We start from the raw sequence: 13116 nt of genomic DNA on the forward strand, positions 1-13116 counted from the left end.
TTGACGGATCAATGCTATTAACGCCAATATCTCGGTGCAATCGATGGATTGTTCTCGGTGCAATGTCGATAGCGACGGGCGATGATGGACGACTACCGGAGGATCGCGGACGACCTGGCGGCGCAGATCGCCGACGGGAGGCTGCGGGCCGGCGACCGGCTGCCGCCACAGCGGCGGTTCGCCCGGCAGAACGGCATCGCGGGCTCGACGGCCGCGCGGATCTACGGCGAGCTGATCCGGCGGGGGCTGGCCGTCGGGGAGGTGGGCCGCGGCACGTTCGTGCGCGCCGCCCGGCCGCAGGCCGAGCCCGCTCTGGCCGAGCCGGTCGACGCCCTGGTCGACCTCGAGCTGAACTTCTCCGTCCTGCCGGACCAGCCCGCGCTCGTCGCGGTGAGCCTGGCCGGGATGCTGCGGCACGACGTACTGGACGCGGCCCTGCGGCCGGTGGGCGCCGCGGGGACCGCACCGGCCCGCGAGGCCGCCGCGCGGCTGCTCGCCCGCGCCGGCTGGGCACCGGAGCCGCGTGACGTCCTGTTCGCCGGCAACGGGCGGCAGGCGATCGCCGCGTCGGTGGCGGCGCTGGTCCGGCCGGGCGAACGCCTCGGCGTGGAGGCGCTTACGTACCCCATCGTCAAGGGCATCGCCGGCCGTCTGGGCGTCACGCTCGTCCCGCTGGCGATGGACGCGGACGGGGTGACGCCGGAGGCGATCCGTTCCGCCGGCGCACTGAGCGCCGTCTATCTCCAGCCCACGCTGCACAACCCCCTGGGCATCACGATGTCCGCCGGGCGGCGCGCCGAGATCGCCGGTCTGCTGCACGAGCTCGGCCTGTACGCGATCGAGGACGGCATCTACGCCTTTCTCCGCGCGGACCTGTCGCCGTTGGCCGGTCTGGCACCCGAACGCGTCGTCGTCGTGGACAGCCTGTCCAAGCGGCTGGCACCCGGGCTGACCGTGGGTTTCGCGGTCACGCCGCCCGCCGTCGCCGGGCGGATCGCCTCGGCACTGCGGTCCGGCGGGTGGTCGGCGGGCCGGTTCGCCCTCGAGGCCGCGACCCGCCTGCTCACCGACGGCACCGTGGACACCGTGCAACGTGCCAAGCGCGTGGACGCGGAGACGCGGCAGGAGCTCATGCGCGAGCGCCTCGCCGGGTTCGCGGTCGACGCCGACCCGTGCGCGTACCACTGCTGGTGGCGGCTGCCCGAGCCCTGGCGCGCCGAGACGTTCGTCGCCGCCGCGGCCCGCAGGGGGATCGCGGTGACCCCCGCCGCCGCCTTCACGGTCGGCGCCGGTCACGCACCCGACGCCGTACGCCTGGCGCTCGCGTCCCCGCCTGCCGAAACGCTCTCGGCGGCGCTCGGAACGCTCGCGGCCCTCGCCCAGCTGGCGCCGGAGGACACCGCAGCGGATTGACCCCGCCGTGTCCACGAGGCGCGGTGGGCCGGTACGTGGTGCCGCTGCTGCTCTGGACCCAAGCGCCGGGCATGGCGGTGGACGCCCGGCGGCGAGCGCGTCAGACGCGGTCCAGGTCCACCACCGTCCGATCGCGTAGTCCGCGCATGAGCTGGGCGGCCTGCAGATACCTGACCTGTGGGTCGTCGTACGCGAGGGTGGCGGGTCCCAGGCAGGCGAGGCCCCACCGGCGGAGTTCGTACAGGGTGCCGGAGACGCCGACGAGTGGCGCGTCGCGGACCCGCGGCGCCAGTACGCCACGGTCGCGCAGGTGCGGGCAGACGCGGCGGGCGGTACCCGCGCAGCGCAGGCAGACCGGCGGGTGGCCGGTCACCTCCTCGTCCGACCAGCCCCGTCCGGCGTCGCCCACGAGCCACAGGACGCCTTGTTCGTTCAGGTCGGCCGGCCCGCCGCAGACCTGGCAGAGCAACCGGCGCATGGCTCGGCGTTGCCGGTACGGGTGCACCCCGCCGAACTCGGGCACGCCCTCGCCCGGCGCGCGGACGTAGCGCTTCCACAACACGCCGCGCGCGTCGCGGTCGCCCGGGCGCTCGCGCTGATAGCCGATTCCGGTACGGCCGTGGGCCACCACCGGAACACGGGCCGGCCGCTCACCGCTCCAGCGGGCGATGTAGGGCACCAGCCCGGCGCGGACCAGGCGAGTTTGAATATCGGTAAAGTCGTTCATGGGGCGTTTTGCCTTTATGTGATTGCGGATTTTCCTCTGCCGAGAATGGCACCTGTCCCATAGGCTGATAAGTGCTCCGGTGTGCACGATTGGCAAGTGCGGTGCGGGTAAAGGCGAGTGCGAGAGGGTACGAATCTCAATGCCAGCACGTATGACGGGGAGAGAGTTCTTCGGGCGGCGGCTTCGCGTCGCACGGGAGCGGCAGGTCCCCAAGATGAGTCGCCGGGCCATCGGAGAGCGGCTTCGGGTGTCGGACTCGGCCGTCGCCGCGTGGGAGTCCGGCCGTAACATCCCGGACCCCGACACACTGAAGGGCGTCGAGGACATCCTCGGCACGGACGGACTTCTCCAGGACATCGTCGAGAACATGGTCACGGGAGAGAAGCCTCAGGAATTCCTGGGCACGTGGGCGTTCGCCGAAGCCCAAGCGGCGACGCTTTTACTATTTACGTACGACGTCGTCCCCGGCCTTCTGCAAATCGAAGAGTACGCGCGAGCGGTGCTCCGCAACGACGATCAGGTCAAGGTGCGGATGTCGCGGCAGCAGGTTCTGGCGAAGGAGGATCCGCCGATCTTCGTCGCGCTCATCGACGAGAGTGTCCTGCATCGTAACGTCGGCGGGCCCCAGGTCATGTGCGACCAGCTCAATCGCCTTGTCGAAATGGCGGGGCAGGAGCATGTGATCATCCAGGTCGTCCGCCTGAGCTGCTCGATCGGCTCCCAATACACCGGCTCATTCGGTGTCGCGGCTGAAATCGGCCAGATAGACGACGCGCTCAGTGGTGACGTGGTGGAGAGCGCCGATGAAGTGTCCAGACTCCGGCGTATGTTTGAGATCACGCGGAAGCACGCGCTGAGCGAGCAGGAGTCCATCCGGCTCATCAAGGAAGTGGCGGAGTCGTGGAACAGCAGGATCTGAGCTGGCGTAAGTCCTCACGGAGCAACGCGAACAACAGTAATTGCGTCGAGGTCGCTCGGGTCGATCGCGACCGGAACGCTTAGCGACGGAAGCGAAAGGCGGACTCTCGGACCCCGCCTTTCGCTTCGCCCACGCCGCCCTGTCTACACGGCGGCGGTGAGGCGGTACGTGGTGCCGCTGCTGCCCTGGACCCAGGCGTCGGGCATGGCGCCGGCCATGGCGTGCTGGGCGCGCCAGCCGGTGCAGTGGCCGGGGACCACGAGGCTGGGCGCGAGTTCGGTCAGCGCGGCGAGTGTGGGGCCGATGACAGGTTCGAACGCCGGGCCGCTCAGGTGCAGCCCGCCGACCAGTGCGTGCAGCCGCTCGATCCCCGTCAGCCGCTGCGCCTGCCGGACGATGTTGATGACGCCGGCGTGACCGCAGCCCGTCAGGACGACCAGGCCACGGTCGCGTACGTGCACCACGAGGGCCTGGTCGTCGATCACCAGAGGGTCGTGGGCCCACTCGGACCCGGTCCACGCCTGGTGCGGAGGCGGCATGCCGCGCTCGAACTCGGTCGTCCGGTCCACTTCGCCCGTGATCAGGACGCTGCCGTCGACGAGCAACGACGGATCACGGCGTTCGATGACCGCGAAGCCCTCCCCCTCCAGCGCCCGTTTGCTCAGGGTCGGCAGCTCCTCGGTGGTGCCGCCGGGTATCGCCAGCCGGCGCCTGGTCCACACCCGCGGGTGCACCACCATCGGCAGTGCGCGCACCCCCTGTCTGCCGGCCAGCCCGGCAAGGCCACCCGCGTGGTCGTAGTGACCGTGGCTGAGCACGACGCCGTGCAGGCCGCTCAGGTCGATGCCGAGCCGGTCCGCGTTGGTGAGCATCGCGTCGGGGGACCGGCCCGTGTCGAACAGCAGCGTCGTGGAGCGGTCGGCGCGGCGGACCGTGACCAGAGCGGAGAAGCCGTGCTCGGCGATCATCCCGGGCGTGGTCCGGCCGGTCTCGAACTGCGGTGCCGCCACCACCGCACCGGAGCTCGCCCTGCGCGTGCGCTCGTCACCGGTCAGCAGCGCGTCGAACACGTTGTCCACCAACGTGGTGATCTTGATCTCGTCGACCGGCTCCAGCGCGATCGGGTCGACCGCGGGCCCGGCGGCCGGGCGTGGCATGGCAGTGAGCACGTCGTGGGGGTCGGCCCCGGTTTCGCACATCTTCGCAGCTTAGAACGGCGGTACGGCTCCGGTGGCACCCCCCACGGGGTTCAGACGAGGCGGCCGATGCCGCCCAGGAGCTGGCCCGCGAAGGTCTCGCCGCCGTCCGGGCGCCAGTCGTGGATCGGGACGATCCCCGGCTCCACGATCTGCCAGCCGTCGAACATCGCGGTGATCTGACCGGGGCTGCGGGGCGACAGCCCGGAGGTGGCCGTTTCGTAGGCCTTGGCCGCGTTACGTGTCTCGACCGTGTCGATGACGTGCGACAGCAGAAGATGACTGCCCGGCGACAGGGCGTCCCGGTAACGGGCGACCAGGCTCCAGGGGTCCTCGCCGTCGTCGACGAAGTACAGCAACCCGACGAACATGAGCGCGATCGGCTGCTCGAAATCCAGGAGCTCGCGTACCGCGGGATGACGGAGGATCGTGTCGGGCTCGCGGACGTCGGCCTGAACCGTGAACGTACGGTCGTTCGTGGTCAGCAGCGCACGGGAGTGCGCGAGCACGATCGGGTCGTTGTCCACATATGCGACCCGGGCCAGCGGGTTCACCCGCTGGGCGACCTCGTGTGTGGGCCCCACCGTCGGAATGCCCGTACCGATGTCCAGGAACTGAAAGATGCCCTGACCGGCCGCATAGGTGACCACCCGGCGCAGGAACTCGCGGTTCGCCGCCACCTCCGCCCGCGCCGACGGCACCGCCGCGACGACCTTTTCGGCCGCGTCGCGGTCGACCTGGAAATTGTCCTTCCCGCCGAGCAGGAAGTCGTAGATACGCGCCGGATGGGGTTTCGTCGTGTCGATCCTGGCCGGCTGACTTTCAAGGTCGGCCGGGCGGTCGGAAGGAAAGGGTCGGGCTGGGACATCACTCACCCGACGTAAGGTACCAGTTGGGCTTTTCCGGCATTCCCCTTTAATTGCCCAACGGCCGGTGAACTGCGGTTTCCCGGAACGGGAGGCAGGGTCCACCGCATTGTCGGCGACTCGGCGCCGGACAGGACGTCCCGCGTCATTCCAGGCCGGCGGCCATAAAGGCCTCTCGCGTCGCGGTGTCGTCAAGCGCGTCCACGTCGCGGAACGCACGTACCGTCGCCCTGGCGGCCGGGGCGACGTCGAAGACCGGCGCGCCCGGCGGGTAGGAGCGCCGCACGATGGTGTCCGCTTCGGCTGCGGTGAAGCCCGACGCGACCAGGGCGGCACGTACCGCGGCCAGATCCGGGTGGAGGAAGGCCTCCACGAGTTCGGGTACGCGGGGGCCGACCAACCGACGCTGCGCCGCGGTGAGCCGTGGCCACAGGCAGCGAAGGAACGCGCGGAAGTAGGAGTGGTGGCGCCCCTCGTCGGCGGCGTGGTCGGCGACCAGTGCGCGTACCGGCTCGGGCAGCCGGCGGTCGAACGGCAGGCCCGCCAGAAGCGAGGACACCAACGTCTCGCTGACCACGGCGAACACCAGGTCGACCAGGGGCCGGTCCGCCACGTCGAAACCGTCCCTGAGCCGGGCGAGCAGGTGCGCGAACCGCGGCTCCACCACCGCGCTCGCCGCGATGCCCGTCACCGCGGCGACCCGCTCGGTGAAGTCGTGGGAGCTCTGGGCGTGCCACGCCTCATCCGTGGTGATCTTGAACGCGTCGGCGCGCATCGCGGCGGGCAGCGCCACGACTCCCGCCCGGTCCAGGGAGATGCGCGCGGTCACCGGCAGCACGGCGACCTGTTCGAGCACGGTCGTGAAGTGCAGGTACTGGTAGAGCGAGTGCACGAGAAGCCGGTGTGCGACCGCCGGTCCCCGCTCGACGACGAGCGGATCGGACACGGCCGGGACCGCCTCCGGCGGGAAGAAGACCGTCGCCGGCGTCGCCTCCGTCAGGATCCTCGGCGGCTTGTTCCGTACGCTCGCACGGTTCTCCCAGTTACCGAACGTGCTCGTGTAGCTCCATCCCGGGTTCGCTCGCTCCTCTGGGGCCATGCTCAGCCCGGGAACTCGAGGATGTCGCTCCGCGCCAGCGCGTCGAGGAGCTCCGCGACATCCTCGACCGCCGTGTCGACCGGGATCGCGTACTTTTCGGCGAGGAGCACACCGATCTCCTGGACGCTGCGTCTTCCATTGATTCCGCGGAAGATGAACTCGGCCGACTCGGAGAGTTCGAACGTCTCCTCATCGATCGAGACGAGCAACTGACCTCGGAATTTGCGAGCCCGTACGCTGGTGCGCCTTTTCGGGATCGATTCCGGCGTCACGTGATCTCCACCTCCATGGCGATGTCCTTGCACAGGTCGACGACCTGCTCCACCCATTGCGCCGGGTCGGCCGGATCATAGCCACGCATGGTCTCGATCTCCCAGTACTCCTCGAAGGTCAGCGGCTCCGGTTTCGCCTCCTGAAAGCGCCGGGCCCGCCATTTCGGCGGATTCGGGTACTCGCCGTAACCGACGAGCAGTGCGTCCACGGCGCAGCCGAAGGCGTCCCGCGCCGAGAGCACGGCGCTGGGCAGGTCACCGGCGGCCAGCTGGCCCATCGCGGTCTCGGCCCTCGTGTCGGCCATGGCGAGCAGGTCGGTCAGGACGTAGGTCTGAAAGGCGGACTCCTCGATCTGCCGCAGGCGGCGGCGTACCCAGTCCGGCCCGGACAGCGGATGGCAGGCCGCCAGCCGCCCCAGAAGGATCTCCTCGGTGGGGATGAGCCGGGCGCCCGCGGTCCTGTCGTGGTCGAAGGAGTCGCGGGAGACCTTGTCGAGCACCTGGTCCACCTGGTCGTCCAGCCAGTACTTGACCTCCCAGCGGCGACCTTCCCGCGTGAAGCCGATGACGTCGACCTCGCCCGGACTGAGCGGGACGGTGACCCTTTCCAGCCTCTCGTCCTGGAAGCGTTCCGCGCACACCACCACCAGGTCGAGGTCGCTGGCGCCGTGGTCCCAGCCCCGGACCGTCGAGCCGACGACGAACACGGCCAGCTCGGTGCCGGGCAGCAGGCCGAGGTCCCTGAGGGTGGGCAGGCAGTGGGCGAACCTGTCCTCGTTCATCGGCCGGCTCCCTGAGTCGTGGTGAGAGCGCCGGCGGTCGCCGTGAGCACGCCGGCGTCCAGGGCGTCCCACAGCTCGGTGGCCACCGACGCGTGCGTGACGCCCGCCTCGGTGAGCACCTCACCGATGCGACGCCGCCCGTCGACCGCACGCAGGAACGCGCACCATTCCGGGGCGGCCGAGGCGGTCGCGACGTACTCGAACTGGCCACCGACGGCGAGATAGAGCGTGTCCGGGTCGGCCGGCTCCGCGACCAGCAGGACGTCCGGGGCTAGGGCGACCACGTCGTCAGCGCGCGGTTCGGGACAACGGTGCATCGCGGCGGTCAGGCCGGGGGCGTCCTGGTCCCAGTCCGTGATCGGCGCGGCGGAGAGGATCTTCACCGGGGGTGCGTCGACGGGCGGCACCGGAGGCTCCGCGGCCATCTGGTCGAGCAGCCCGAGGTTGACCAGCCGCAGCAGGAACTCGACCCCGAAGGGCTCCATCTCACCGGCCAGCCCGCGCAGCATCCCCCGCAGCGCGTCCGGCCGCAGGTGCCGCCGGGCCCCGGGGCTCGCCAGAGCCTCCTCCAGCAGCGCGTCTCCGTCCTGGCGCAGCATCCGCACCATGGCCCGGTGGGTGAACCCGGCGCCCTCCCCGTAGAAGAACGACACCTTGGGCCGGTCCGCGACGAACGCGGGCAGCAGATCGCGTACGCCGTCGCGCAGGATCCGCTTGTCCCACAGCAGGCTCGCTCGCCGGCCGGCCGGGATCGTGGCCAGCAGCTCGATGACGCGGTGGTCGAGGAAGGGGACGCGCGCCTCGACGCCGTTGCCGGCGGCGGTCCGGTCCTCGTGCCAGCAGTTGTACTGCTGGACGTCCCGGTGCTTCCAGGCCACGTACCCGGGGTACGGGTCGGCCGCTCGCCGGCCGGCGCCGTCCCGCAGCAGGTCCTCGGCGAGCAGCTCGCCATGCTCCCACCATGACGCCAGGGCCGGCAAGCCGTGCAGCGCGGACGCCCTGGCCAGGTCCCGCACGCCCACCTCGAAGCCCGCCCACCCGTCCCCCCGGGTGATCGTGGTCGAGTAGCCGCCGTTGTACTCGTCGCTGGCCTGGCCCAGCAGCATCCCCCGCAGCTCGGGACGTACGTGCTTGGCATAGCGGTAGAGCTCGTACTTGTAGTACTGCTCCGCGTTGCACAGAGGGGTCTCCAGCAGCCAGAGCAGGCGCTTCCACTCCTCGGTGCCGGGTATCCGGTCCGGCTCGAACACCAGCTGGTGGTTGGGCATGCCGAGCGCCCGCGCGACCCGATGACCGTGCTCGGCGTCGCCGTTGGCCAGTGTGGCGGCGTTCAGGACGCTGAAGGTGTGGATCGTGGTGCCCTGACGTGCCGCGAGCGCCGCCACCGAGGCGGAGTCGACACCCCCGCTGAGGAACAGCCCCACCTCGGCGTCGGCCCCGGTGCAGTCGGCCACCGACGCGGCGAGCAGCTCACGGTACGCCCGGATCAGCTCCTCGTCGGAGGCGTCGTTGTCACCGTCGAAGCCGGGCAGTTCCCAGTACGTGCGGTGCTCGGTGTGTCCGGTCGTCAGGTCGATGGTGACGATCCCGCCCGCCGGCACCGTCTCGATGCCGTGGAACCAGGTGTTGACCGGCTCGTGGCTCAGGTACGGCGCGGCGGTCATGGACTGGTCGGCCAGCGCGCCGTCCCAGTCCAGCTCACGCCGGCAGCCGGGATGCTGGAAGAGCGCCTTGATCTCCGAGGCGAACAGCACGGTGTCGCCGGCACGGGTGTAGTAGAGCGGCTTGACGCCGAACCGGTCGCGCGCGAACACCAGCCGGCCGGCGGCGCGATCCCACAGGGCGATGGCGTACATGCCGGCGACGTCGTCGAGGAAACGGTGACCGCGCTGCGCGTACAGGTGGGGGAGTACCTCACAGTCGGACTTGGTGCGCATCGGGACGCCGGCCAGTGGCCCGGCCTCCAGCTCGCGGTGGTTGTAGACCTCCCCGTTCGCGATCAGCACCTGCTGCCGGTCCTGGCTGAACAGTGGCTGGTCGCCGTCTGCCGGACCGACCAGGGCGAGGCGGCGGAAGCCCATCGCCACCGGTCCGTCGCGGAACAGCCGCTCACCATCGGGACCACGGTGTCCCACGGCCCGCGTCATTCGTTCGAGCAGCACCTCGTCACGAACGGACAGATCACCGCCGCCGACGCGTGCCATGCCCGTCAGGCCACACATGTCTCGCAACTCCTCAGGGGTCTTTCTGGATTTCCGGCGTGGTCACGCCGGTTGAGACTCACGGACCGGTGCCTCCGGCAGGTCCCGGCGCCCGCGTAGGTCGGAGAACAGGAGGGGCAGGGGCGTCAGCAGCAGCAGTCCGCACACGGCCCACAGGGCGGCCCGGTTGCCCGCCAGCTCGCCCAGAGACCCGCCGAGCAGGGCACCGATGGGCAGCACGCCCCAGGAGATGAACCTGATGCTGGCGGTCACCCGCGCCAGCAGCACGCGGGAGACGGTGGCCTGGCGGTAGCTGCGGGCCAGCAGGCTGAACACCGTGATGCACACCTCGCGGCCGACCAGTCCGGCCCCGAGCAGCACGAGGCCCGCGCCCGCCGTGGAAAGCGGTGCCAGCATCGAGATCAGCGGGCAGACGCAGGCGGTGAGCACCATGGTCCGCGCGCCGCCGAGCCTGGCGGCGACACGGGGGCCGAGTACGCCGCCGAGCACGCCGCCGACGCCGCCGACCGCGAGCAGCACACCGATCAGCGCGGGCCTCACCTCCACGGTCCGCAGCAGGAACGGCACCAGAAGGGTCTCGTACGCGGTGCCCACCATGTTCAGGCCCGCCGCGACCAGCATCAGCGGTCTGATCACCGGGTCCGCCAGTACGTGCCGCAGTCCCTCACGGATCTGCGGCAGCATCCGCGCCCGATCCGTCACCTCGGAGGGTTCTTCCCGGGTGCGGAGCGTGGACAGGAACAGCGCGGAGAACAGGTAGCTCGCGACGTCGACGAGCAGCGTCAGCGGTGCGCCGATCAGCTGCGCCAGGGCGCCGCCGACGGCGGGACCACCGGTCTGCGCGGCCGACTGACCGGCCTGCAGCCGGCTGTTGCCCGCCAGCAGGCCGTCCGCCTCGACGACCAGGGGGAGGTACGTCTGACCGGCGATGTCGAAGAACACCGAGGCGACACCGAGGACGAGCGCCACGAGGACGAGCTGGGGGACGCTCACCATCCCGGTCGCGACCGCGACGGGTACCGAGACGAGCGCGACCGCGCGCAGGAGGTCACAGGCGACCATCAGTGGCCTACGCGCCAGGCGATCGACCCAGACTCCGGCGGACAGGCCGAGAACCAGCCAGGACAGGAGTTCCGCCGCCGAGATGAGGCCGACCGCGAAGGTGGAGGCGTGCAGAGTCACCAGTGCGACGAGGGGCAGCGCCACGGTCGTCAGAGTGGTACCGAAGGAGCTCGCGGTGGTCGCCGCCCACAGGCGCACGAAGTCGCGACCACCGAACCTTCCGGCCCACTGACTCACCACCGGCCGTAACTCCTTTCCGTACCGTGCCGATCGGTCTCGATGTCCACCGCTTGAGAACCGGCAGGAGAGCCGGATTCGCCTCGTCGCAGAGCCCGGCTCCCCGTCGACAGATCTCAGGTGCGGCTTCGGAGCACCGCGTTGCTGTCTACCTTCTTGACGATCGGCTTGCTGTATTTGGTCATTCCGTCACCTCCTTTCTCGTCGTGCAGACTGCTAGGTCAGCGGCCATTCACGCCCCGGGGTCATCCCGATTCCGTCGGTGAAGAACCGTGGATCCGGTACGTCCACCCAGGAGCCGCCCGCGGCCGCCGAGCCTTCGGACACGATCCCGGGAAGCATGGTGTCGAGGGCGGCATAGACGCCGAGCGGCGGAGGCGATCCGGACCGGATCGCGTCGACGAAGTCGAGGGTGGGGCCGTATGGCGTCTTCCAGAGGCTTTCATCGGTGGCGAGCTCCCGGTAACGCCCGGGGAGGAACGTCTCGACGTAGGGATCCAGGGGTTCCCATTCGCGCTCCGCGCTCCGGCCGCGGATGTGGACCCGAGGCCGGTCGAACGGACCACGGCCGGACTCGAAGGCCCCGTTGGATCCCTGAACCGCCACGTAGGAGGCCTCACGAGGCCGGTAGGAGATCAGGTCCTGGCGCATCGTCACCAGCGCGTGGCCGGCGGTCCGGCCCAGGAGTACCATCGTGCTGTCCACCGCGTAACCGGGCTCCCGTCCGGCCCCGGCGGCGGCGACCGCGACCAGGCGGGTGTCCATCCACCGCAGCAGCGGCCCGAGAGTGTGCGTGGGATAGGTGACCGCGTTGCGCCCGGCGTGCCATTCGCCCTGCCAGGTCGGCCGCCCGTCCGTGTCGCGCAGCTTGTGCCGGGCCTCGTAGAGGTACTCGCCCTCGGCGTAGTAGAGGTCGCCGAACAGGCCCTCGCGCACCATGGCCTCGACGGTCAGGTGGTGCGGGAAGTAGCAGTGGTTCTCCGCCATCATGTAATACGCGTCGCTCTGGCGGCAGGCGGCCACCAGATCATGGGCCTGGTCGATGCCGGCGACCGGTGGTATCTCACTCAGCACGTGAATGCCGCGCCGGAGCGCGGCGACGGCCTGCGGCACGTGGTGCTGCTGCGGTGAGGCCAGGTAGACCGCGTCGACGCCGGAGGCGAGAAGCTCGGCGAAGTCACCGGCGATCCGCACGCGCGGATGACCGTCGCGGAGCGACGCCCCGGCCTCGGCGGAGGGATCGAACGCGGCGACGAGCTCCGCGTGGGGGACGCGGGCGAGGGCGCTCACGAAGCTCGCGCCCCGGCGAAGCCCGGCGATCCCGAAACGGACGACGTCGGCCGTACGTTCGGACATGCGTCACCACCTTCCCAGCGATGGTCGAAGGGCCCCGGCTCAGTGCAGGAGTTCGCGCGCCGACCGGACGATCGCGTCGGCGGTCAGGCCGTACGCGGCGAGCAGCTCCGCGGCGGGCGCGGACTGGGTGTAGCCCTCCAGCCCCACGAACCGCATGGGCACGGGACACAGGGTGGCCAGCGTCCGCGCCACGATGGAGGCCAGGCCGCCCTGCTTCAGGTGTTCCTCGGCCACGACGATCCGGCCGGTCTCACGCGCGGCGGATTCCAGCGTCCGCGCGTCGATCGGCTGGAGCGTCGACACATTTACCACCCGGCACGCGATGCCGTCACCGGCGAGGACGTCCGCCGCCTCCAGGGCGGCCTCCACCATCGTGCCGGTGGCGACGACGGTGATGTCGTGACCCGGCCGCAGGACGTTGGCCGTGCCGGTCGCGAAGGGTTCGGACCCGGAGACGTCCGCCGCCGATTCGTACCGGCTGCAGCGCAGATAGAAGGGGCCCTCGCTCTCCAGCGCGGCGCGGAGCGCGGCGGCGGTCTGCGGCGCGTCGGCGGGGACGACGACGCCGACGCCGGGGAGTGAGCACATCAGCGCAAGGTCCTCGACCGCCTGCGCGGAGATGCCGTCCTCGCCCACCGTGATACCGCCGTGCGTGCCGACCAGCGTGACGTTCAGCCGGGGCTGGGCGACGAGGAGGCGCATCTGATCGAACGCACGGGTCGTCAGGAAGGCCGCGAACGACACGGCCACCGCCGGCACTCCCGACGCGGCAAGCCCGGCCGCGATCGAGACGAGACTCTGCTCGGCGATGCCGCAGTTGAAGTACCGATCGGGGAACCGCTGGGCGAATGACCAGGTCCGGGTGGGCTCGGACACGGCGGCGTCGAGTACGACGAAGTCCGGCCTTTCCTTGCCCAGCTCGACCAGGGCCTGGCCGAAGGCGTCACGCGTGGACGTCCGCATCT

The 13116-nt window shown here is 70.6% G+C and carries 13 protein-coding genes; 3 read left to right on the top strand and 10 right to left on the bottom strand.

Going from position 1 to position 13116, the window contains the following annotated elements; all coding sequences use genetic code 11:
* Window positions 1–81: 81 nt before the first annotated feature.
* Window positions 82–1413 carry an aminotransferase-like domain-containing protein gene (locus tag FB559_RS30780; RefSeq protein WP_246122218.1) on the top strand — a complete coding sequence of 444 codons (1332 nt, stop codon included), beginning with the start codon at window positions 82–84 and terminating at the stop codon, window positions 1411–1413.
* A 100-nt stretch (window positions 1414–1513) separates the two neighbouring features.
* Here the strand turns inward: FB559_RS30780 and FB559_RS30785 are convergent, their stop codons facing one another.
* Window positions 1514–2140, bottom strand: a complete 627-nt coding sequence (locus FB559_RS30785) for a hypothetical protein (protein ID WP_141960158.1) — start codon at window positions 2138–2140, stop codon at window positions 1514–1516.
* 151 nt (window positions 2141–2291) lie between these two features.
* On the opposite strand from FB559_RS30785, the gene FB559_RS30790 reads away from it, so the two are divergent.
* Together FB559_RS30790 and FB559_RS46890 are read left to right on the top strand one after the other, a co-directional pair.
* On the top strand, window positions 2292–3059 hold the full coding sequence (locus tag FB559_RS30790; RefSeq protein WP_185792469.1) for a helix-turn-helix domain-containing protein: 768 nt from the start codon (window positions 2292–2294) through the stop codon (window positions 3057–3059).
* Complete coding sequence (locus FB559_RS46890; RefSeq protein WP_141960161.1) at window positions 3041–3142, top strand: DUF397 domain-containing protein; 102 nt, start codon at window positions 3041–3043, stop codon at window positions 3140–3142. Before FB559_RS30790 ends, FB559_RS46890 begins: the two co-directional genes overlap by 19 nt.
* A gap of 60 nt (window positions 3143–3202) precedes the next feature.
* On the opposite strand, the gene FB559_RS30800 is transcribed toward FB559_RS46890, so the two are convergent.
* The 9 genes from FB559_RS30800 to FB559_RS30840 form a co-directional block, all read right to left on the bottom strand.
* Window positions 3203–4258: an MBL fold metallo-hydrolase gene (locus FB559_RS30800; protein WP_141960163.1), complete on the bottom strand. Its 1056-nt coding sequence runs from the start codon at window positions 4256–4258 to the stop codon at window positions 3203–3205.
* Between the two features lie 50 nt (window positions 4259–4308).
* Window positions 4309–5130, bottom strand: a complete 822-nt coding sequence (locus FB559_RS30805; protein ID WP_246122220.1) for an SAM-dependent methyltransferase — start codon at window positions 5128–5130, stop codon at window positions 4309–4311.
* 136 nt (window positions 5131–5266) lie between these two features.
* Window positions 5267–6220, bottom strand: coding sequence for a diiron oxygenase (locus FB559_RS30810; protein ID WP_141960165.1), 954 nt, complete (start codon window positions 6218–6220; stop codon window positions 5267–5269).
* Between the two features lie 2 nt (window positions 6221–6222).
* Window positions 6223–6492 (bottom strand): PqqD family protein, encoded by a 270-nt coding sequence (locus FB559_RS30815; RefSeq protein ID WP_185792470.1) that lies wholly within the window; start codon window positions 6490–6492, stop codon window positions 6223–6225.
* Window positions 6489–7274, bottom strand: coding sequence for a nucleotidyltransferase domain-containing protein (locus FB559_RS30820; protein WP_141960170.1), 786 nt, complete (start codon window positions 7272–7274; stop codon window positions 6489–6491). Before FB559_RS30820 ends, FB559_RS30815 begins: the two co-directional genes overlap by 4 nt.
* Window positions 7271–9496 (bottom strand): asparagine synthase (glutamine-hydrolyzing), encoded by a 2226-nt coding sequence (gene asnB, locus FB559_RS30825; protein ID WP_141960172.1) that lies wholly within the window; start codon window positions 9494–9496, stop codon window positions 7271–7273. Before asnB ends, FB559_RS30820 begins: the two co-directional genes overlap by 4 nt.
* 42 nt (window positions 9497–9538) lie before the next feature.
* Window positions 9539–10798: an MFS transporter gene (locus FB559_RS30830; protein WP_185792471.1), complete on the bottom strand. Its 1260-nt coding sequence runs from the start codon at window positions 10796–10798 to the stop codon at window positions 9539–9541.
* Between the two features lie 213 nt (window positions 10799–11011).
* Entirely contained in the window at window positions 11012–12151 is a 1140-nt protein-coding gene (locus FB559_RS30835) for a Gfo/Idh/MocA family protein (protein WP_141960176.1), read from the bottom strand.
* A gap of 39 nt (window positions 12152–12190) precedes the next feature.
* Window positions 12191–13114: a transketolase family protein gene (locus tag FB559_RS30840; RefSeq protein WP_141960179.1), complete on the bottom strand. Its 924-nt coding sequence runs from the start codon at window positions 13112–13114 to the stop codon at window positions 12191–12193.
* Window positions 13115–13116 lie beyond the last annotated feature (2 nt).

Source organism: Actinoallomurus bryophytorum, assembly GCF_006716425.1.
In the GTDB taxonomy this organism is placed as follows: Bacteria; Actinomycetota; Actinomycetes; order Streptosporangiales; family Streptosporangiaceae; genus Actinoallomurus; species Actinoallomurus bryophytorum.

Bases quoted from the DNA above. Each gene is read 5' to 3' on its own strand.
- FB559_RS30780 (WP_246122218.1), top strand. From the start codon at position 82: ATGATGGACGACTACCGGAGGATCGCGGACGACCTGGCGGCGCAGATC.
- FB559_RS30785 (WP_141960158.1), bottom strand. From the start codon at position 2,140: ATGAACGACTTTACCGATATTCAAACTCGCCTGGTCCGCGCCGGGCTG.
- FB559_RS30790 (WP_185792469.1), top strand. From the start codon at position 2,292: ATGACGGGGAGAGAGTTCTTCGGGCGGCGGCTTCGCGTCGCACGGGAG.
- FB559_RS30800 (WP_141960163.1), bottom strand. From the start codon at position 4,258: ATGTGCGAAACCGGGGCCGACCCCCACGACGTGCTCACTGCCATGCCA.
- FB559_RS30810 (WP_141960165.1), bottom strand. From the start codon at position 6,220: ATGGCCCCAGAGGAGCGAGCGAACCCGGGATGGAGCTACACGAGCACG.
- FB559_RS30820 (WP_141960170.1), bottom strand. From the start codon at position 7,274: ATGAACGAGGACAGGTTCGCCCACTGCCTGCCCACCCTCAGGGACCTC.
- asnB (WP_141960172.1), bottom strand. From the start codon at position 9,496: ATGTGTGGCCTGACGGGCATGGCACGCGTCGGCGGCGGTGATCTGTCC.
- FB559_RS30835 (WP_141960176.1), bottom strand. From the start codon at position 12,151: ATGTCCGAACGTACGGCCGACGTCGTCCGTTTCGGGATCGCCGGGCTT.
- FB559_RS30840 (WP_141960179.1), bottom strand. From the start codon at position 13,114: ATGCGGACGTCCACGCGTGACGCCTTCGGCCAGGCCCTGGTCGAGCTG.